This window comes from Ruegeria sp. BC6, from assembly GCF_056539185.1.
The window spans coordinates 1,013,877-1,032,178 of record NZ_JBQFUM010000001.1 but is presented as its reverse complement, the minus strand read 5'-3'; the positions used below and the strand labels follow the sequence as shown (position 1 = coordinate 1,032,178).

The following is an 18,302-nucleotide window of genomic DNA, read 5'->3' as shown; positions in this document are numbered from 1 at the left end:
AATTCTATTCGTGACTTTCGGTCAACCCCAGCAATTCACCAGCACGGTCATGCCAGTCGCGCGGCGGTTCAACTCGTCAGGCGAAACTTGCCCGGTCTCCTGCGCGGTCTGAGCCGTTGCCCCGGCCTTTGACAGGATCTCGTGAAGGCGATCGGCCGCGGCAGCCAGGCTGACATCGCGGGGCAGGGTTCGCCCCTCGGTCTGCGCAGGCAGCAACATTCCGACCACGTTGCCGTGATCATCGAATACCGGGCCGCCAGCGTCTCCTGGTTGTGCGGTCAGGCTCAGGCGGGTCACGCCGGCCTCTCCGTTCAGCCCGCGGATATCGGCGATCTTGCCGTAGGTCAGCGTCGGAGCCCCCAAAGCGCCCTCATATGAGTACCCCGCGACGGCCACTTCGGATTGCAGGCGAGGCTGGGCTTCATTCAAGGCCGCAACGGCCATCGGTGCCAGCGTCTTGTTGGGGCGCAGGACCGCCACGCCCAGTTCGGGATCGCTCCACGCGGTTTGCAGTTCCTGACCGTCCTCAAGGGTGACGCGGGTGCAGTTCTGCACCGCCTCGGCCACGGTCAGGACCAGACCGTCGGGATCGGCAAAAAAGCCCGACCGCGACAACCGTGGTTTTCTGAGTTGGAGACCGGACATCAAGTCGATGCTTTGCTCGGCATTGGCACCAGCCGCAGCATCAAGAACACCATCGGTGGTTTCAAAGCTGGCGATCATTGCCGCCAGAACCCGGGCGCGGCGTGCGTCATCGCCTTCGGGCCAGACAAGGGTGAAGCCTTTGATCTTGCCGTCGCTCAGATTGGCCTGTGTATAGGATACGATCCCGTTGCCACGGCCTTCGATGGTAAACCTGTCGCCACGCAGCTCACGCGGGCCGTTCAGCGGCACGATCTCGAGCGATTGCATCGCCTCGAACAGCGCGCGCAAAGTGGTTTTGCTGCCCTCCTGGCTGATCAAAACGACCCGTGCGTCCAGATCACCGCTGGAATTGAAATGCGCGAACGGCGCCTCGTATCGGTCGAAGGCAACTACCCCAAGCGGCAGGTCGACGGAAATCCCAGCGCGATCATCGACGTGACGGGCCATGCCGACGCTGATCAGCGGGGCATTGTAGTCATCCATCAAAGCCTTGCGCTGTGCCGTCGTCAGGACTCCGGTCGGTTCAAAGCCATTGAATCGCTGCCATTCCGCCATCGACCGACGTGTGCCCTGGCCGAATGCCCCGTCGATGGTCGAACTGTAAAACCCGGCAGCCTGCAATGCGGTTTGCAGGTCTTTTCGTTCCTGTCCGCTCAGCAGCCGCTCGGACTGCAGGGCCTGTGATCTCGTCTCGTCCGAAGGTTGCGGCGTCAGACCGGCCTGTGGCTGCTCTGGCTGCGGCTCGGGCTGAACGGGCGCTGTGATCGCCCCGCGGTTTAGGACATTTGCGCCAATTGGCCAGAACTGCTGCCCAAGGGCGCCTGAAAAGGTGATGAAACTGTCTGAGGGGATCTGCCGTTCGGCCCGGTAGACGCGCAGCACCTGCTCGGCGTCGGCCCGCAAATAGGGGCCGATCACGATGGCGTACCAGCCGCTGTTAAGGCGGAACCCGTTCACGTCGGGCAGGGCATTGGCATAGACTTGCGCCCGGTCCTGCGCCTCGCGCAGCGACGGCTGCGCTTCCACCTGAACCCAGACGCCTGCGTCAGCCCCCTGTTGAGCGTACGCAGCGCGCAGGCCGACTGTAATCAGTAAAAGAATTGCAACGAATATGCGTGTCATTTTCTGCCCGTTTTATGCAGTGTTTTGGCTTTGCCCCAACTTACGCGATTCAGGGGTGAAAACGCTATGCCCACGATACGGGGAATTTCTGGTGTGGCGGCACAGTGACAGCAGGCGGGCATTGGCCCGTTGACGCCCCTTTGCCCCTTGCATAGGAAGGGCAAAACCGACCGGAACCGGGCAAATCCGCGCCCAAAGGGAATGTCATGACCGAACCGTCCAGCGCACCACGTTCATTTCAGGAAATCATCCTGCGGCTTCAGAACTACTGGGCCTCGAAGGGCTGTGCCATCCTGCAGCCATACGACATGGAGGTCGGTGCCGGTACATTCCACCCTGCAACCACCCTGCGGGCTCTGGGGTCCAAACCCTGGGCTGCGGCCTACGTTCAGCCGTCGCGCCGTCCGACCGATGGGCGCTATGGTGAAAACCCCAACCGCTTGCAGCATTACTATCAGTACCAGGTGCTGATCAAACCCAGCCCTCCGGACCTGCAGGAGCTGTATCTGGGCAGCCTTCAGGCCATAGGCATCGACATGGATCTGCACGACATCCGGTTCGTCGAGGACGACTGGGAAAGCCCCACCCTTGGCGCATGGGGCCTCGGATGGGAGGTCTGGTGCGATGGCATGGAAGTCAGCCAGTTTACCTATTTCCAGCAGGTCGGCGGCCATGACTGCGCGCCGGTCTCGGGCGAGCTGACATATGGTCTGGAACGGCTGGCGATGTATGTGCTGGGCATCGACCACGTAATGGACATGCCCTTCAACGACCCGCAATCACCCAGCCCGCTGACATATGGCGACATCTTTAAGCAAACCGAAGAGGAATACGCCCGTTGGAACTTTGATGTGGCCAACACCGAGGTTCTGCTGCGCCATTTCGAAGAGGCCGAGGAAGAATGCGCCGCGATCCTGAGCCAGGAAAACGTTGACCCCAAAACGGGCAGGCGCATCATCATGGCGCATCCTGCTTATGACCAGTGCATCAAGGCCAGCCATATCTTCAACCTCCTGGACGCGCGCGGCGTGATTTCGGTGACCGAGCGGCAGGCCTATATCGGGCGGGTGCGCGCGCTAGCGAAGCAATGCGCCGATGCTTTCGTGCAGACCGAGGCCGCAGGTTTCGAGGCCTGATGGCTCGTCGCACCCCACAGGAGGATCGCGCATGACCGGGAAAATGCTGGCAATTCTGTTGGTCGCTTGCGCCGTCATTGCTGGCGTCAGCATGTATTACCTGCAGGTCTACGGCTACTACTACGAGGTCGAACCCTCACCCGGTCAGGATGTTGTTCTGACCGAAACCGCGACCGGCCAACCGGTGCCAATTGCCTACAGCGCGTTTCAGGCGATCGACGCCGACAGCTCTCCGATCCGGTATCGGGCTTGTTTCCAGACAGATCTGAAGCCGGAACAGCTGGCCGTCCGCTACATGAGCGCCGAAAAGGCCGAGCCGCTGACGGCCCCGGGTTGGTTCGACTGCTATGATGCGGCTACTCTGGCCGAGGCGTTGGCGAACGGATCCGCCCGCGCGTTCGTAGGGGTCAAGAACATCCACTACGGCGTTGATCGGATCGTAGCTGTAACGCAGGACGGTTCGGGCTTTGCCTGGCATGCCCTGAACAACTGCGGCGAAAAGGCCTATGACGGAACGGTTGTCGGCGAAGAATGCCCGCCCCAACCGGAAAACTGAGTGGTCGGGATGGGGTTCATCGTTGAAATCCCCGGATTTCTGACGGCAACGCTGGGCTTTGCCGTCTATCTGATGGGCGCCGAGATCAACGCCCGCGCCGAGATCCTGCGACGGTTCAACATCCCCGAACCCGTGACCGGCGGTCTGTTGGCCTCGCTGGTGGTTCTGACGCTTTATCTGTTGTTCGGGATGGAACTGGAGTTCGACCTGACCGCGCGGGATTTCCTGCTGGTGCTGTTCTTTGCCGGGATCGGCCTGAATGCCCGGCTGTCCGATCTGATCGCGGGTGGAAAGCCTCTGGTGCTGCTGCTGATCCTGACGTTGCTGACGATCGTGGCGCAGAACCTGATCGGCGCGGCGGGGGCGGCGGCCTTCGGCTATCCGGCGCAGTCCGGCGTTCTGTTCGGCTCGGCTGCCCTGATCGGCGGCCACGGCACCGCCATCGCCTGGGCACCCGAGGTGGCGCAGGTCACCGGGCTTGAGGGCGCGACCGAGCTGGGCGTTGCAGTTGCGACCCTGGGCTTGGTCCTGGCCGCGCTGGTCGGTGGCCCTATCGCGCGCCTGTTGATCGAAGGACGCGACCTGTCGCCAAACCGCCCGGACGAGGAACACACGATCGGCGTGCCCGACGAGCCGTCAGACGCGGCCGCGAAGATCGACCACCTGACGGTGATGCGGGTGCTGCTGTACCTGAACATGGCCATCATCGCGGGCTATGCTCTGTCCGAGGTGATCCTGGCCGCGGGTTTGAAACTGCCGCTGTTCGTGCCCTGCCTGATCATGGGTATCGTGATCGGCAACCTGCGCCCGCTGCTGGCCCCGCGCGCCGCGCCGGTGTCGCGCACGCCGTCGCTGGCGCTGATCTCGGAATTCGCGCTGGGCGCGTTTCTGGCCATGTCGCTGATGAGCCTGCAACTGTGGACCATCGCCGATCTGGGCCTGTCGATCGTGGTGATCATGACGGCGCAGACTTTGTTTGCGGTGGCTTTCGTGATCTGGGTTCTGTTCCCGGTCATGGGCGCGAACTACCGCGCGGCGGTGCTGGCGGCGGGGTTCGGCGGCTTCGCGTTGGGCGCAACACCGACCGCAATTGCCAATATGACCGCCGTAACCAAGCGATACGGGCCTTCGCCTATTGCCTTTATCGTGCTCCCCCTTGTATCCGCATTCTTCGTGGATATCGCCAATGCCATCGTCATCCAGACGATCGTCAATTTCTAAGGATCGAAAATGCCCGACCTGCTGATCGAACTGTTTTCCGAGGAAATCCCCGCGCGCATGCAGACCCGCGCCGGCGAGGATCTGAAAAAACGGATCGCCGACGGTCTGGTCGAGGCCGGTCTGACCTATTCTCATGCCCACGCCCTGACCACGCCGCGCCGCCTGACGCTGGCGGTCGAGGGGCTGCTGGCGGAAAGCCCCACCATCCGCGAGGAGCGCAAGGGCCCCAAGGTCGGCGCGCCCGAAAAGGCGATCGAAGGCTTCCTGCGGGGCGCAGGGATCAGCCGCGACCAGCTCGAGGAACGGGACACGCCCAAAGGCGCGGTCTATTTCGCCACCATCGAGAAACCGGGTCGCCCGGCGGCCGAGATCGTGGCCGAAGTGCTGGAATCCACCATTCGCAACTTCCCCTGGCCCAAGTCGATGCGCTGGGGCAGTTCCTCGCTGCGCTGGGTGCGGCCGCTGCATTCGATCCTGTGCATCCTCAGCGATGAAGCCGGCGCGCAGGTCGTGCCGATGGAGGTCGACGGGATCACCGCCGGTGACACCACCGAGGGCCACCGCTTCATGGCGCCGGGCCGGTTTGCCGTGACCGGGTTCGAGGATTACGCCGCCAAGCTGAAGCGCGCCTTTGTCGTGCTGTCGCCCGAGGAACGGGCGGAGCACATCTGGAACGACGCACAGAACATGGCCTTTGCCGCCGGTCTGGAGGTGGTCGAGGATAAGAGCTTGCTGGCCGAGGTGGCCGGGCTGGTCGAATGGCCGGTTGTGCTGATGGGGCAGATCGACGATGAATTCCTCGACCTGCCGCCCGAGGTACTGCAGACCTCGATGAAAGAGCACCAGAAATTCTTCTCGGTCCGCAATCCCAAGACGGGGCGGATCGAGCGGTTCATCACCGTGGCCAACCGCGAGACCACCGACAATGGCGCGACCATTCTGGCCGGCAACCAGAAGGTGCTGTCGGCGCGTCTGGCCGATGCGAAATTCTTCTGGGAGAATGACCTGCGCGTCGCCAAGGCCGACATCACGCAATGGACCCGCGCGCTTGAGAACGTGACCTTCCACAACAAGCTGGGCACCCAGGCGCAGCGGATCGACCGCATTGCCGCACTGGCCCGCGAACTGGCCCCGGTGACGGGCGCCGACCAGGATCAGGCCGAGAAGGCCGCGCGGCTGGCCAAGGCCGATCTGAGTTCGGAAATGGTCTATGAATTCCCGGAACTTCAGGGGCTTATGGGGCGGTATTACATCGAAGCCGCCGGCGAAGACGCCGCCGTGGCCGCCGTGGCGCAGGAGCATTACTCGCCTCTGGGCCCGTCGGATGACGTGCCCACCGCGCCGCTCTCGGTGGCCGTGGCGCTGGCCGACAAGCTGGACACGCTGACCGGGTTCTGGGCGATAGACGAAAAGCCCACCGGCTCGAAAGACCCGTTTGCGCTGCGACGGGCGGCGTTGGGGGTTATTCAGTTGATTCTGGAGAACGGTATCAGATTGAATATTGCTGAATATGTCATTCCCTCTGCGCTTATCCGGAACCGAATTGGGGCAATTCGTTCGAATAGAGCTTATTCTCTGAAAGTAATTCGCGCCTCAATGCAGCATATGTCAGAGAAATTTGTATCTCGGTACAGAGGGGATTTGGATAATCAGCGTTTTTCGGGCGAGCGTTACTTGGCGATGTTAGAAGATGCTCTGACGGAGGAAGGGCTAAAACAGCTCAACGCAAAAGAACTGCGGCCTGTTGGTGCCAACCTCCTCTCCTTCTTCCACGACCGCCTCAAGGTCTTCCTGCGTGACGAGGGCATTCGCCACGACGTGATCGACGCCTGTATCGCGATGGACGGCAATGACGACCTGAACCTGCTGGTCAAACGCGCCCGCGCGTTGAATGTGGTGATCGCGACCGAAGATGGCGAGAATCTGGTGCAGGGCTTCAAGCGCGCCAACAACATACTGACCCAGGCCGAGGAGAAGGACGGGGTCGAGTACTCGTTCGGTGCCGATCTGAAATTCGCCGAGACCGACAGCGAAAAGGCCCTGTTCGCCGCGCTGGATCAGGCACAAGCCAAGATTGCTCCGGCACTCAAGGCCGAGGATTTCCCGGCGGCGATGGCTGCCATGGCCGCGCTGCGCGGGCCGATCGACGCGTTCTTCGAGGACGTCCAGGTCAATTCCGACAATGCCGTGCTGCGCCGCAACCGCCTGAATCTGCTGAGCCAGATCCGCCAGATCTGCTCCAGCGTCGCGGACCTGTCCAAGATCGAAGGCTGACCCAAAGGGCGCGCTCTGGCGCGCCCACAAGGCCCTTGCGCGGAAGGCTGGGGCGCTTATGCTGCGGTGAAACCAAAAGGTGCCGCAGTGCAGAATAATCCGCATACCACGCTCATCACTCCTGATGCTCCTGTCGCCGCCGACACCCATGGCGGCCGGGCGAAATGTCTGCAGCGCCTCGTGCGGTTGGACCTTCCCGTACCGCGTACGGTGGCCCTGTCCTTCGATCAGGTGCGGCGGATCGCTGACGGCGATATCCCGGCAATCGAAGCCATACTTGAACAGTTCGACGCATCGGCGTTGCTGTGCGTGCGCCCCAGTTCCGAGGACCCTGACTGGGGTGGCCCCGGCGCGGTTCTGAACATCGGGATGAACGATGCCCGTTTCGTGGAATTGTCCGACAGGATGGGCCCCGAGGCCGCCGCCGCATTGTATCTGCGGTTCGTCCAAAGCTATGCGATCCACGTTGCGCGTCTGGACGCGGATGTTTTCGACGACATCGAAGCCGATGGCCGCGAAGGCCTGCGCCAGACCCTGCGCGCGTATGAGGACGAAACCGACGAAGCGTTCCCCCAGGACCGGGGCGAGCAGTTGCTGGCGGTCCTGCGCTCGATGGCGCGGGCGTGGGACGGTACATCCGCCCGTCTGCTGCGGCAGGCCAAGGGCGCTCCGGCGGATGCCGGACTGGGCCTTGTCATTCAGGAGATGATCCCGGGCGTCGGTCAGGGCGAATGCGGATCGGGGGTGTTGCAGCTGGTGGATTCCTCGACCGGCATGCCGCAGATCACAGGCCGCTACCTGAGCCAAAGCCAGGGCCGTGATGCGCTGGGCGAGGGGGTTGCCGCCCTCTACCTTGAGAAAGACCCGCGCGGGCAAGCGCTCGAGGATGTTGCGCCTCAGGCCTTTGCCGACCTCAAGGCCCATGCGGCGTTGATGCGGCGAAAATTGCGCGAAGAGATGCAGGTCGAATTCGTGATCGAAAACGGCAAGGTGCATATTCTGGACGGGGTCCGCGTTCAGCGCAGCGCCCGCGCCGCCATGCGGATCGCTGTTCGATTGGCCGAGGATGGCATCATCACCCCGCAGGAAGCCGTCATGCGGATCGACCCGCATTCGCTGAATGAGTTGCTGCACCGTCAGGTCCATCCCGAGGCCAAGCGTGACATGCTGACCACGGGCATCGGGGCCAGTCCGGGGGCGGCCACCGGCCGGATCGTGTTCACTTCGGCCGAGGCACAGGCCAGCGCCGCGCGCGGCGAGCCTTGCATTCTGGTGCGCCGTGAAACCTCGCCCGAGGATGTGCGCGGCATGCACGCCGCGGTCGCCGTACTGACCGAAAAGGGTGGCATGACCAGCCATGCGGCCGTGATCGGGCGTGGGCTGGGGCTGCCCTGTATCGTCGGCGCGTCCGAGATGCGGTTCCAGACCAAGAAAAAGCAGCTTACCGTTCCGGACGGCCGCGTTTTCACCACAGGCGACATTCTGACGATTGACGGAAGCTCGGGCCAGGTGTTGGCGGGCGAGCCGGCGATGCTCGAAGCTGCACTGGATGACTGTTTTCAGACCTTGATGAGCTGGGCCGACGCCGAGCGAGACATATCAATTCGTGCCAATGCCGACACTCCTGCCGACGCGCAGGCTGCGCGAAACTTCCAGGCGCAGGGGATTGGGTTGTGCCGAACCGAGCATATGTTTTTCGACCCCGGTCGTCTGATCGTGATGCGCGAGATGATTTTCGCTCAGACTTCATCGGGACGCGCGGCGGTTTTGGAGCGGTTGCTTCCGATGCAACGCGATGATTTTGTGCAGCTTTTCCGGATCATGGAAGGGCAGCCCGTCTGCATCCGACTGTTCGATCCGCCTCTGCACGAGTTTCTGCCGACCACGCGCAGCGGGCAGCGCGAACTGGCCGAAGCGCTGGATCTTCCGGTTTCGGATGTGGAGCGTCGGGTGGACGAAATGAGCGAATACAATCCCATGCTGGGGTTGCGGGGCGTACGCCTTGGTATCACGGTGCCCGAGATCTATGATATGCAAGCCCGCGCGATCTTCGAGGCGACGCTCGAAGCCAGCAAAAATGGCGCGCCGGTGGTGCCCGAGGTCATGATTCCGCTGGTTTCGGCCAAGCGCGAGGTCGAACTGATCAAGGCGCGGGTGGACACGGTTGCCGCAGCCGTTGCGGCCGAGCGTGGTCAGGAGTTCGAATACCGGTTGGGTGTGATGGTCGAAACGCCCCGGGCCTGTTTGCGAGCCGAGGAAATCGCTCCTCATGCCTCGTTCCTGAGTTTCGGCACCAATGACCTGACGCAGATGACCTATGGTCTGTCGCGCGACGACGCGGGACGCTTCATGTCAGCCTATGTTCGGCAGGGGGTGTTCACCGAGGATCCGTTCCATGTTCTGGACGCCGATGGGGTCGGCGAACTGCTCAAGCTGGGCTCGGAGCGGGGGCGTACAGCTCGGCCCGATGTCACGCTTTCGGTCTGTGGTGAACATGGCGGCAACCCCGAATCAATCGCCCTTTGTCGGGATTTGGGGTTCGATTATGTGTCCTGTTCACCCTTCCGAGTCCCGGTCGCTCGGCTGGCTGCCGCTCAGTTGGCGATTTCGTCAAAACTTGGGGGTTGACAGGCCGTCAAAGCCCTAGGAATAGTGGTTTCGGGATGGACCTGTGGCTGATTAATTTTGGCCCCGCGGGCAAGATTTTTCTTGCTTTTTCCTCACAACTGGACCTTTCGCGCCTTCTGCGTTATGACCCCGTCGCGCCCGCCGGGGGAGGGTATGGCGCGTGAAGTGCCTGTGCGAGGTTATCTGATGCTACGATATATACTGGCTGTTGCCATTGCGGCGGCAACCGTGATGCCGAGTGCGTCCGTTGCCGAGAGGGAAGCCACCGAGACTGCCAAGCGCGAACTGGTGTCGCGCAACGAGGTGCCGGGACAAAGCTTTCGCGACTATCTGAAGCTGTTCCAACCTAGGAAAGAGGTCCAACCGGTTGAGATTTCCTACACCAAGGCCTGGCTGGACCAACAGCCCAAAGCCAGCGGTGGCGAAGATCTGAAATGCTTGGCCGAGGCCCTGTATTTCGAGGCGCGCGGAGAGAGCGTGCGCGGCCAATTCGCGGTTGCCGAGGTGATTTTGAACCGGGTGGAAAGCACCCGTTTCCCGAACACCGTCTGCGGCGTGATCCGTCAGGGAACAGGCAAGAAATATCAGTGCCAGTTCACCTATACCTGTGACGGCCGCAAGGAAGTCATTCACGAGAAGAAAGCCTATGAGCGCGTGGCCAAAGTTGCCAAGGCGGCGATCGAGGGGGTCAGCGACCCGCTGACGTCGGGGGCCACGCATTACCACACCAAGGCGGTGCGCCCGTCGTGGTCGCGCGTTTACAAGGAAACTGCGCGCATCGGTGTGCATATCTTCTACCGCCACAACTACCGCACTGCGAGCAACTAGCGCGCATTGACGCACCCGCGCTGGAACGTTGATGGCGCGGGTGAAACCAAGGGCTATATTGCGGTCAAGGAGATCCGCAATGAATCTGAGCCGCCGAAGCCTTTTGAAATCTGCCGCCGCGCTTGCGGTGTTTCCAACGCTGGCGCGCTCCGCGCCGCTGACCCTGACTGCGCGAGAGGGCGCTCAGTTGATTGCCCCTCCGGGGTTTCCGGAAACCGCTATTTGGGGCTTTGATGCGCAAGTGCCGGGCAGCCCAATCCATCTGCAGCAAGGCGAGCGGGTTCAACGCCGCCTGGTGAACGAATTACCGCAAGCCACCTCGGTTCATTGGCATGGTATCCGCATCGACAACGCTATGGATGGCGTGCCGGGTCTTACTCAGGAAGCGGTTCCAGGCGGCGCGACCTTCGACTATGAATTCATCGTGCCGGACGCCGGAACCTATTGGTATCATGCGCATAACAAGTCAGTCGAACAGGTGGCCCGTGGCCTGTATGGCCCTTTGATCGTGCACGAGTCCGAAGCGCCGGATGTGGAGCAGGATCTGGTGCTGATGCTCGATGACTGGCGACTTGATCCGGAAACGGCCCAGATTACCCAAGACTTCGACAACGGTCATGACCTCAGCCATGCTGGTCGGCTGGGAAACCTCATTACCGTCAATGGAGCATTCGACCCATCCTTTCCTGTTCAACAAAACCAACGCCTGCGTCTGAGGTTGGTCAACGCCGCGAATGCGCGTGTCTTCACCGTGGGCCTCGACGGAATGTCCGGATGGATCGTCGCGCTGGATGGAATGCCTTTGGCCGAGCCGATCCCGATTGAGGACACGTTCCCTCTTGCCCCGGCACAACGAGCGGATTTGTTGGTGGATGTGCTGGCTGCGGATGCAGAAACGGCCAGCCTGTTCAGTCAGGAACGTGACGGCGCCTTTGGTTTGGCCCGATTTTCAGTGGCAGGGCAGGCGGCTTCGACTCCCCGGTCGGGAGTTCGGCCATTGCCGCCGAACCCGCTTCCGGAATTGACGGACCTCAACAACGCACCGCGGCACGAGATGAGGCTGCAGGGCGGTGCCATGCGCTGGCTTGAAAGCGCGCGGATTGGCGAGACCGAGCTCTCGGGTCGGGAACTGGCTCAGCTGGGGAGGTTCTGGGCGCTGAATGGCTACGCCGAGCGACCCGATGACCCGTTTCTCGACGCGCCCTTGGGAAGCGTTCAGCGGATCGCCTTCGTGAACGAAACGGTATTCCCGCACGCGATGCACCTGCATGGCCACCACTTTCGGCTGATCTTGCCGGACGGAAGTCTTGGCCCGTGGCGCGACACGGTTCTGGTCGAACGCGGCGAAACCCGCGAGATCGCGCTGGTCACCGACAACCCGGGCAACTGGCTGCTGCATTGCCATATGCTTGGACACGCCGCATCGGGTATGATGAGTTGGTACCGCGTCACCTGACGCCGCATTCGGCGGCTGGAATGGCGTTTGCTTGAATGCTATAGCCGCGCGGAACCACTAAATTGGGCAAACCTGTCCAAGCTGCCCGAAAAGGCCCGTGCCATGAGTACTGAAATCCGCCTTGCCTTTGCGCACCCGTCCGAACGGTCCGAGGCGACTGCGCCACACGGGCCGCTGGATCGTATCTCGTTGCGCGACCACATTGTCGAGGTCGAGATCGGCGCCTTTCAGGCCGAACGGGGCACCACCCAGCGCATCTGTTTCAACATCGTAGTCGAAGTGCGGCCGCTGACCGAAAACATCGACGATGATGTCGATCGCATCCTGTCCTATGACCGGGTGACCGAGGCCATCGCCTATGAACTGGCGGCCGAGCGTCTGAACTTGCTCGAAACGCTGGCGGATCGAATAGCCGAGCGGATCCTGTTTGAACCTCAGGCGGTAAGGGCTTTTGTCCGCATTGAAAAACTGGATCGCGGTCCGGGCGCTTTGGGGGTCGAGATCGTTCGTGGCAAGGATGCGGTCCATCACGATGTCATCGAGGAAGAGCGCCCACATCCCCGGCTGGTCTTTCTGTCGAACGCAGCGATTGAGTCCGAAAATTTGTCGGGCTGGATCGACCAGCTGGAAAACCGACAGCGGCCGCTGATACTGTGCGTGGGCGCCTCCGATCTGCCGGTGCCGCAGACCGGCCATGCCATGACCCAGCGCCGGATCGACCTGCTGGCGATCGAGCAGAACGCCTGGGTGCTGGCCGCGCGTGATCATCGCTGTGTCGTCGTCTCGACCCGGACCGAACTGGACTGGGCCATGAAGAACGGCCAGATCTGTGTCTGGGCACCGTCCAAGATCGTGCTGGACGCGGTCGACGGACCTTCGGCGGCACCGTCCGATGCGGTGGCCTTGGCGGCCTGGTTCGCCGCCACCTTTGAGGCCAGCGAAATGCTGGTCATTGGCGGGGAATTGCCCGAGGCGCCCAAGACACCGCTGCGTGCGGTCCCGGTGGAGCAGGCGCAACTGTGACAAGTTACTATCGCCCATTGGTGCAACACGGGCCTGTGCGCCCGGACGGGGCCTTGCCGCTCGCGGGTCAGAGCCTGTGGTTCACCCATGCCGAATGTCTGCAACGTGACGCGGCACCCCGGATCGTTGCGGCTGCCGATATCCCTGAAACGTGGCTGGACCGGCTGACGCAACCGCGCACTGCGATTGCCGGGCTGGAGATGACGCAGCCGCAGATCATGGGCATCCTGAACGCCACGCCCGACAGCTTTTCCGACGGTGGCAAGCACAACACCCCCGACGCCGCGCGCGCAGCGGCCCGGGAAATGGTCGCGCACGGTGCGACCATTCTGGACATCGGCGGTGAATCCACGCGCCCCGGTGCGGATTTCGTGCCCGAGGACGAAGAGATCGCCCGCACCCAGCCCTTGATCCGCGCGATCCGGGCCGAGACACCAGCGCTGATCTCGATCGACACGCGCAAATCCGCCGTGGCAAAGGCCGCGGTCGAGGCCGGGGCGGGGCTGATCAACGACGTTTCGGGCTTTACCTTTGATCCCGCGCTTGGGGCTTTCTGCGCCGAGATCGGTGCGCCGGTCTGCGTGATGCACATGCAGGGCGACCCGGCCACGATGCAGGACAACCCGACCTATGACGACGTTCTGCTGGACGTCTACGATTTCCTGTCCGGGCAGGTGGCCCGGCTGGAAGGCCTCGGGCTGGATCGGGGCCGGATCATCGTTGATCCAGGCATCGGTTTCGGCAAGACCGAGGACCACAATCTGACCTTGCTGCGCAATCTCAGCCTGTTTCACGGGTTGGGCTGCCCGATCCTGCTGGGCGTGTCACGCAAGGGCTTCATCGGCCGGATCGGCGCGGAACCGCGCAAGGATGCTCGCGCGCCGGGATCAATCGCCGTTGCGTTGGCAGGATTGTCGCAAGGTGTGCAGATCATCCGGGTGCATGACGTGGCCGAGACCGCTCAGGCCTTGCGCCTGTGGGCCGCTGTCCGGTAATCGGGTCGCAGGCAGGACTTTGTGGAGTAGCAGGTATGCGCAAGCTGTTCGGAACCGACGGGGTGCGGGGCACCGCCAACACCTATCCGATGACGGCCGAGATGGCGTTGCGGATCGGCGCGGCGGTGGGGCGGTACTTCCGCCGGGATGGCTCGGGCGTTCACCGGGTGGTGATCGGCAAGGATACCCGCCTGTCGGGCTATATGCTGGAAAACGCGCTGACGGCGGGTCTGACGTCGACCGGCATGAACGTGCTGCTGCTGGGGCCGGTGCCGACACCGGCGGTCGGGCTGATGACCCGGTCGATGCGGGCCGATCTGGGTGTAATGATCTCGGCCAGCCACAACCCGGCCGAAGACAATGGGATCAAGTTCTTTGGCCCCGATGGGTTCAAGCTGTCCGACCAGGCCGAGCTGGAGATCGAACAACTGATCGAAGAGGGGGTCAAACCCGCGCAGGCGCAGAATATCGGGCGTGCCCGGCGTGTCGATGACGCGCGGTTCCGCTATGGCGAGCGGGTCAAGTCATCTCTGCCGCGCGAGCTGCGTCTGGATGGCCTCAAGGTGGTGATCGACTGCGCCAACGGCGCCGCGCACCGCACCGCGCCCGAGGTGCTGTGGGAACTGGGGGCCGAGGTGATCCCGGTGGGAACCGCGCCCAACGGCAAGAACATCAACCTGGGCTGCGGCTCGACCCAGCCGCGCGTGGCGGCCGAGGCCGTCGTGGCGCATGGGGCGGATGTGGGCATCTGCCTCGACGGCGATGCCGACCGGGTCGTGATCGTGGATGAAACCGGACAGGTCGCCGATGGCGATCAACTCATGGCCCTTCTGGCTACCGCCTGGGCCACTTCCGAACGGCTGAAAGGCGGCGCGCTTGTTGCGACCGTCATGTCAAACCTGGGGCTGGAACGGTTTCTGGGCGCGCGCGGGCTGCGGCTGGAACGGACGGCGGTCGGAGACCGCTATGTGGTCGAGCGTATGCGGGAAGGCGGGTTCAACCTTGGCGGTGAGCAATCCGGCCACATCGTCATGAGCGACTATGCCACCACGGGTGATGGCCTGATGGCGGGGCTGCATTTCCTGGCCGAGATGGTGAATTCGGGGCGCAAGGCCTCGGATCTGGCGCAGCAGTTCGAGACGGTGCCGCAACTGTTGAAGAACGTGCGCTATGGTGAGGGGCAGGCCCCGCTGGAAGCGGACACGGTAAAGGCCGCGATTGCCGATGCCGAGGCGCGGCTGAACGGGCAGGGGCGGTTGCTGATCCGCAAGTCGGGCACCGAGCCCTTGATCCGCGTGATGGCGGAATGCGAGGACGACGTCCTTCTGGCGCAGGTGGTCGACGGGATCGTGGCCGAGGTCGAAGCCGCCGCGCGTCAGTAGCCCAACAGCATCCTGCGCAAACTGAACCATTGGCTAATCGCCATTCCGGTCAGGATCAGCGCCAGCGCGATGTAGAACCGCAGCGGCAGCGCCTCGGACAGGATCCATGCGCCGAAGATCATCGACCAGACCGGCACCTGATAGTTCACCAGCGTCATGAAGACCGACCCGGCGCTGCGAATGATCGACACCCGCAGCAACGTCGCAAAGGCCGTTGGCACAAGTCCCAGCACGATCAAGGCAAGGGTTGGGCGCAGACCCTGCGGGGCGGGCACGCCCTCGGTCGTCAACATGATCGGCAGCAGGATCACCGCGCCCACCACCAATGTCAGTGCGGCCAGTACCACCGGGTCGATCGGCGGGCAGCGCCGGGTCAGGATCGACGCCACCGAATAGCAGAACGCCGCCCCGATGCAGGCCAGTTGGGCCAGCGGCTCGGCCCCGCTGCCCAGTTGCGCAAGCCCCGGGCCGATAAGCACCAGCGCTCCGGTGAAGCCCAACGATACCCCCACGAAACGACGTGCGTTCAGGGGTTCATCCGAGAAGAAATGCGCCAGCGGAAGAACCATCAGCGGAATTGCGGCCATGGACAGTCCGGCAAAGGCCGAGGGTACATATTGCTGCCCCCAGCTGAGCAGCACGAAAGGCAGCGCGGTGGACAGGATGCCGATCAGGATCACCGACCACGCCAGACTTGGTGTCAGGCTGGGGATACGCCGCCCGGTCAGCCCCATCAAGGCCAACAGCATCACCGCGCCCAGCGTCGTCCGCGCAGTGGCCACCGTGATCGGGCCATAGTCTTCCAACGCCATCGCGACGACCATGAAGGTGCCGCCCCAGATCAGGCCCAGGGCAATGACGCCGCTCCAGTCGCGTATGTCGGGTTGAGGCACCATCGCTGCCTGTTCATCCGTTCTGCATGAAAAGGGCGGCCTCCGGGGCCGCCCTTGGGTTCAAGCCGTTCGGGCTTAGTTCTTTTCCTGATCGACCAGCTTGCCGGCCGAAATCCAGGGCATCATGCCCCGCAGCTTTTTGCCGACTTCTTCGATCTGGTGTTCGTCATTGGCACGGCGCGAGGCCTTGATCGTGGGCTGACCGACCTGGTTTTCCAGCATGAAGTCGCGCACGAACTTGCCCTGCTGGATGTCGTTCAGAACCTCTTTCATCGCCTTCTTGGTCTGCTCATAGGGCAGGATGCGGGGGCCAGTGACGTATTGACCGTATTCCGCGGTGTTCGAGATCGAGTAGTCCATGTTGGCGATGCCGCCTTCATAGATCAGGTCCACGATCAGCTTCACCTCGTGCAGACACTCGAAATAGGCCATCTCGGGCGCATAGCCGGCCTCAACCAAGGTTTCAAAGCCGCAGCGGATCAGTTCGACCAGACCGCCGCACAGAACGGCCTGCTCACCGAACAGGTCGGTTTCGCATTCCTCGCGGAAGTTGGTCTCGATGATGCCCGAACGGCCGCCGCCGATGGCCGAGCAATAGGACAGGCCGATTTCCAGCGCCTTGCCGGTCGCGTCGGTGTGGACCGCCACGAGGCAGGGTACGCCGCCGCCTTTGACATATTCGCCGCGCACCGTGTGGCCGGGGCCTTTGGGGGCCATCATGATGACGTCCACGCCCTCTTTCGGCTCGATCAGGCCGAAATGCACGTTCAGGCCGTGGGCAAAGGCGATGGCCGCGCCGGGCTTGATGTTGTCATGCACATATTTTTTGTAGGTCTCGGCCTGAAGCTCGTCGGGCATGGTGAACATGATGACGTCGCACCAGGCCGCGGCCTCGGCGATGCCCATCACCTGCAGGCCTTCGGCTTCGGCTTTCTTGGCCGAGGGCGAGCCTTCGCGCAGGGCGACGACCAGGTTCTTGGCGCCCGAGTCGCGCAGGTTCAGCGCGTGGGCGTGACCTTGGGAGCCATAGCCCAGAATGGCCACTTTCTTGTCCTTGATCAGGTTGATGTCGCAATCGCGATCGTAATAGACGCGCATTTTGCCGGTCCTTTCTGTTTCGATTGCTGCGGTTCTATCTGCAGTGATTGCTATTGGCGAGAGCGATGGCATTGGATATTGACGACAGAAGCGAAGAATAATTCTTAGAAACCGGAAAACTTGAAAAAGTCATGCTTGACGACATCGACCGCCGTATCCTGCGCCATTTTCAGGCTGACCCAAGCCTGAGCACCGCCGAGCTGGCCGAGCGGTGCCGGATCAGCAATGGCGTGTGCTGGCGCCGGATCGAGAAGATGCAGGCCGCCGGGATCATTCAGGGACAGGAGGCCGTGATCGACTGGTCCGCCATGGGCTATGCGGTCGAGGTGTCGTTGCGGGTGACCCTGGACAAGACCCAGCCGCGCGCCTTCGACGAATTCACCGAAGCCGCCCGCAAGGTGCCCGAGGTGATCGAGATCCAGACCTTTCTGGGGCGGGTGGATGTCCGCCTGTCCGTCATCGCGCGGGACATGGCGCATTATCAGCAGGTTTATCGCGACCGTATCCTGACCCTGCCGCATATCGCCGATATCGAGGCCCTGATGCACATCGCGCGGGTCAAGCGGGACGAGGTGCTGCCGGTATGATCGAACTGGATGAACTGGACCGCAAACTGCTGCGCGCTTTGGCTCAGGACGCGACGCAGAGTGCAGGTGCGCTGGGGCGGCGTTTCGGTCTGTCGCAGCCTGCCACCTGGCGCCGGATCCGGCGGCTGGAGCAGGCGGGCATCATCAAGGGGCGCAGGCTGCGCTTGAACGCCGAGGCACTGGGGTTCGGTGTCACAGTATTTCTGGGCGTCAAGCTGGCGCGCAAAGGCCAGGTCAGCCTCGAGGATTTCGAACGCGCCGTTAGCGCCATTCCCGAAGTCCAAACCGTGGAACACGTACTGGGCCTGTATGACTACCGACTGCGGGTGGTGGCACGCGATCTGGCAGATTTCGAGCGTGTTCTGCGTCGGCGTATCATGACCCTGCCGGGGGCCGGGGACGTCGAAGCAAATGTACTGCTGAGCGAAGAACGCCTGCCCGGGCCGATAGGCTAGCGG

Annotated in this window: 15 protein-coding genes; 12 read left to right on the top strand and 3 right to left on the bottom strand. The window is 62.7% G+C overall.

Annotated features, from left to right (window positions below):
* Positions 1 to 21 precede the first annotated feature (21 nt).
* Entirely contained in the window at positions 22 to 1,767 is a 1,746-nt protein-coding gene (locus ACR0MM_RS05115; protein ID WP_480694789.1) for a serine protease, read from the bottom strand.
* A 206-nt stretch (positions 1,768 to 1,973) separates the two neighbouring features.
* On the opposite strand from ACR0MM_RS05115, the gene ACR0MM_RS05110 reads away from it, so the two are divergent.
* The 10 genes from ACR0MM_RS05110 (at position 1,974) to glmM (ending at position 15,266) form a co-directional block, all read left to right on the top strand.
* The gene (locus tag ACR0MM_RS05110; protein ID WP_480694787.1) at positions 1,974 to 2,903 is read left to right on the top strand and encodes a glycine--tRNA ligase subunit alpha; all 930 of its coding nucleotides are present in this window, start codon (positions 1,974 to 1,976) and stop codon (positions 2,901 to 2,903) included.
* Between the two features lie 31 nt (positions 2,904 to 2,934).
* Positions 2,935 to 3,459 carry a DUF6446 family protein gene (locus tag ACR0MM_RS05105; RefSeq protein ID WP_480694785.1) on the top strand — a complete coding sequence of 175 codons (525 nt, stop codon included), beginning with the start codon at positions 2,935 to 2,937 and terminating at the stop codon, positions 3,457 to 3,459.
* A gap of 9 nt (positions 3,460 to 3,468) precedes the next feature.
* Positions 3,469 to 4,680, top strand: coding sequence for a sodium/glutamate symporter (gene gltS, locus ACR0MM_RS05100; protein WP_170509198.1), 1,212 nt, complete (start codon positions 3,469 to 3,471; stop codon positions 4,678 to 4,680).
* Positions 4,681 to 4,689: 9 nt separating this feature from the next.
* Positions 4,690 to 6,954, top strand: a complete 2,265-nt coding sequence (gene glyS / locus ACR0MM_RS05095; RefSeq protein ID WP_480694783.1) for a glycine--tRNA ligase subunit beta — start codon at positions 4,690 to 4,692, stop codon at positions 6,952 to 6,954.
* Between the two features lie 66 nt (positions 6,955 to 7,020).
* A complete protein-coding gene (locus ACR0MM_RS05090) occupies positions 7,021 to 9,582 on the top strand; it encodes a putative PEP-binding protein (protein ID WP_480694781.1) in 2,562 nt (853 codons plus the stop codon).
* A gap of 186 nt (positions 9,583 to 9,768) precedes the next feature.
* Entirely contained in the window at positions 9,769 to 10,410 is a 642-nt protein-coding gene (locus ACR0MM_RS05085; RefSeq protein WP_170337909.1) for a cell wall hydrolase, read from the top strand.
* Between the two features lie 79 nt (positions 10,411 to 10,489).
* Entirely contained in the window at positions 10,490 to 11,866 is a 1,377-nt protein-coding gene (locus tag ACR0MM_RS05080) for a multicopper oxidase family protein (protein WP_480694779.1), read from the top strand.
* A gap of 102 nt (positions 11,867 to 11,968) precedes the next feature.
* The gene (locus ACR0MM_RS05075) at positions 11,969 to 12,889 is read left to right on the top strand and encodes a dihydroneopterin aldolase (protein WP_480694777.1); all 921 of its coding nucleotides are present in this window, start codon (positions 11,969 to 11,971) and stop codon (positions 12,887 to 12,889) included.
* Complete coding sequence (gene folP / locus ACR0MM_RS05070; RefSeq protein ID WP_480694775.1) at positions 12,886 to 13,884, top strand: dihydropteroate synthase; 999 nt, start codon at positions 12,886 to 12,888, stop codon at positions 13,882 to 13,884. Before ACR0MM_RS05075 ends, folP begins: the two co-directional genes overlap by 4 nt.
* Before the next feature lie 35 nt (positions 13,885 to 13,919).
* Positions 13,920 to 15,266, top strand: a complete 1,347-nt coding sequence (gene glmM, locus ACR0MM_RS05065; protein WP_475144400.1) for a phosphoglucosamine mutase — start codon at positions 13,920 to 13,922, stop codon at positions 15,264 to 15,266.
* Here the strand turns inward: glmM and ACR0MM_RS05060 are convergent.
* Positions 15,260 to 16,162 (bottom strand): DMT family transporter, encoded by a 903-nt coding sequence (locus ACR0MM_RS05060; protein WP_170372248.1) that lies wholly within the window; start codon positions 16,160 to 16,162, stop codon positions 15,260 to 15,262. The genes glmM and ACR0MM_RS05060 overlap by 7 nt on opposite strands.
* 72 nt (positions 16,163 to 16,234) lie before the next feature.
* Positions 16,235 to 17,257: a ketol-acid reductoisomerase gene (gene ilvC, locus ACR0MM_RS05055; RefSeq protein WP_093962496.1), complete on the bottom strand. Its 1,023-nt coding sequence runs from the start codon at positions 17,255 to 17,257 to the stop codon at positions 16,235 to 16,237.
* Between the two features lie 131 nt (positions 17,258 to 17,388).
* Here ilvC and ACR0MM_RS05050 point away from each other — a divergent pair, with 131 nt between their 5' ends.
* Both ACR0MM_RS05050 and ACR0MM_RS05045 read left to right on the top strand, forming a co-directional pair.
* A complete protein-coding gene (locus ACR0MM_RS05050; RefSeq protein WP_170366436.1) occupies positions 17,389 to 17,844 on the top strand; it encodes an Lrp/AsnC family transcriptional regulator in 456 nt (151 codons plus the stop codon).
* Positions 17,841 to 18,299 (top strand): Lrp/AsnC family transcriptional regulator, encoded by a 459-nt coding sequence (locus tag ACR0MM_RS05045; protein ID WP_170363151.1) that lies wholly within the window; start codon positions 17,841 to 17,843, stop codon positions 18,297 to 18,299. The genes ACR0MM_RS05050 and ACR0MM_RS05045 overlap by 4 nt, the downstream gene beginning before the upstream one ends.
* The last annotated feature ends 3 nt before the right edge of the window (positions 18,300 to 18,302 follow it).

Excerpts from the sequence above, each read along its gene's own strand:
- ACR0MM_RS05115 (WP_480694789.1), bottom strand. The coding sequence starts at position 1,767 with ATGACACGCATATTCGTTGCAATTCTTTTACTGATTACAGTCGGCCTG.
- ACR0MM_RS05110 (WP_480694787.1), top strand. The coding sequence starts at position 1,974 with ATGACCGAACCGTCCAGCGCACCACGTTCATTTCAGGAAATCATCCTG.
- ACR0MM_RS05105 (WP_480694785.1), top strand. The coding sequence starts at position 2,935 with ATGACCGGGAAAATGCTGGCAATTCTGTTGGTCGCTTGCGCCGTCATT.
- gltS (WP_170509198.1), top strand. The coding sequence starts at position 3,469 with ATGGGGTTCATCGTTGAAATCCCCGGATTTCTGACGGCAACGCTGGGC.
- glyS (WP_480694783.1), top strand. The coding sequence starts at position 4,690 with ATGCCCGACCTGCTGATCGAACTGTTTTCCGAGGAAATCCCCGCGCGC.
- ACR0MM_RS05085 (WP_170337909.1), top strand. The coding sequence starts at position 9,769 with ATGCTACGATATATACTGGCTGTTGCCATTGCGGCGGCAACCGTGATG.
- ACR0MM_RS05080 (WP_480694779.1), top strand. The coding sequence starts at position 10,490 with ATGAATCTGAGCCGCCGAAGCCTTTTGAAATCTGCCGCCGCGCTTGCG.
- ACR0MM_RS05075 (WP_480694777.1), top strand. The coding sequence starts at position 11,969 with ATGAGTACTGAAATCCGCCTTGCCTTTGCGCACCCGTCCGAACGGTCC.
- glmM (WP_475144400.1), top strand. The coding sequence starts at position 13,920 with ATGCGCAAGCTGTTCGGAACCGACGGGGTGCGGGGCACCGCCAACACC.
- ACR0MM_RS05060 (WP_170372248.1), bottom strand. The coding sequence starts at position 16,162 with ATGGTGCCTCAACCCGACATACGCGACTGGAGCGGCGTCATTGCCCTG.
- ilvC (WP_093962496.1), bottom strand. The coding sequence starts at position 17,257 with ATGCGCGTCTATTACGATCGCGATTGCGACATCAACCTGATCAAGGAC.
- ACR0MM_RS05050 (WP_170366436.1), top strand. The coding sequence starts at position 17,389 with ATGCTTGACGACATCGACCGCCGTATCCTGCGCCATTTTCAGGCTGAC.
- ACR0MM_RS05045 (WP_170363151.1), top strand. The coding sequence starts at position 17,841 with ATGATCGAACTGGATGAACTGGACCGCAAACTGCTGCGCGCTTTGGCT.